Origin of the sequence: Bacillus sp. C30 (assembly GCF_040838255.1) — a bacterium.
Classification (GTDB): domain Bacteria; phylum Bacillota; class Bacilli; order Bacillales; family Bacillaceae_G; genus Bacillus_A; species Bacillus_A mycoides.
In genome coordinates, this window is record NZ_JBFPJH010000546.1 from 1 (window position 1) to 1560 (window position 1560).

At 34.0% G+C, this 1560-nt stretch carries 2 pseudogenes; one reads left to right on the plus strand and one right to left on the minus strand.

The window, feature by feature from the left end:
* Positions 1-49 precede the first annotated feature (49 nt).
* A pseudogene (gene pepD / locus AB3X49_RS22710) lies at positions 50-1233 on the plus strand (beta-Ala-His dipeptidase); the annotation flags it as partial.
* Positions 1234-1251: 18 nt separating this feature from the next.
* Here pepD and AB3X49_RS22715 read toward each other — a convergent pair.
* Positions 1252-1560, minus strand: a pseudogene (locus AB3X49_RS22715) (hypothetical protein); the annotation flags it as partial.

Sequence of the window (1560 nt, forward strand, 5' to 3'; positions counted from 1 at the left end):
ATAATAAAGGACGTACATATTATTTTGTCAATTGGAGAGGAGCTTAAAAATGTATTCTACTTTAGAACAATTAACAAAGCACCCTGTATTTTATCATTTTGCAGAAATTTCAAAGATTCCTAGAGGATCAGGTAATGAAAAAGAAATTAGTGATTACTTAGTGAGTTTCGCAAAGGAACGTAATTTAGAAGTTATTCAAGACGAAGCGTTAAATGTCATTATAAAAAAAGAAGCTACTTCTGGTTATGAGAATGTTCCAGCTATTATCATTCAGGGGCACTCTGATATGGTGTGTGAAAAAAACAAGCGACAGTTCATGATTTTGAGAAAGATCCAATTGAATTAAGGATTATTGGAGATATGTTATATGCAAACGAAACTACTTTAGGTGCTGATAATGGTATTGCCGTTGCATATGCATTAGCATTATTGGATTCAACAGACATCCCGCATCCAGCTTTAGAAGTTGTTATTACAACTGAAGAAGAAACGACAATGGGCGGTGCATTCGCTGTTGATTTAAATCATTTTGACGGAAAAATATTTATTAATATTGATTCTGAAGAAGATCATAAATTACTAGTGAGTAGCGCAGGTGGTGCGAAAGCAGTTGAAACGATTTCAGTGATTTGGGATGAAGCGTCAGTAGATATGGACACATACCGACTATATGTTGGGGGACTTAAAGGTGGACATTCTGGTTTGGAAATTGATAAACAACGCGGTAATGCGAATAAAGTATTAGGACGAGTTTTACGTGATTTATCACTTCACATTCAGTTTAATATGAGTGAAGTTCATGGCGGCTTAAAAACAAATGCAATTCCGCGTGAAAGTGTAGCTACAATTTTATTACGTGCAGAAGATGTACAGCAAGTAGAAGAAAAACTAAAATCATGGACACGTATGTTACAAGAAGAGCTACGTGCTGTTGATCCGGATGTTCATGTTTCACTTACAAAAGTAGAAGAAAAGGCGGGAAAAGTCTTTTCTAAAGAAACACAAAAACAGCTTATTTCTTCATTATTCTTAATTCCAAATGGTATACAAAGTATGAGCATGGATATTAAAGGTCTTGTAGAAAGCTCAACTAATTTAGGAGTTATTCAAACACTGCAAGATGAGATTAAATTACGAAGCGAAGTGAGAAGTTCTGTAAGTAGCTTAAAACAACATATTGTAGATGAAATTAAGTATATTGCGGAATTAGTAGGGGCAACATTTGAAAAAGAATACGCTACCTTAACCTAATTAAAGTAGCTTGTATTTTACTATGTTTAAATCGTCATCTATGTGTATCTCATCGAATATAGAGCGGACGGCACTAGACTTCGTTTCCTCATCTAATAATGTCCATGTATCACCTATATTTCTTATTGCAGACCTTATCATTCCCTCATCGATACTTGATTGGTTGCTTTCTATATCTTTCTTGGTTTTTTCTATGAGTCTATTTAATTCTTCAGATCGTTCTTTATAATCTCTTTTTTCTATATCTCCGTCAATTGAGGTGGTACAGTAAAACTGGAACACAGTATAGAGATAAATTATTCTATATAA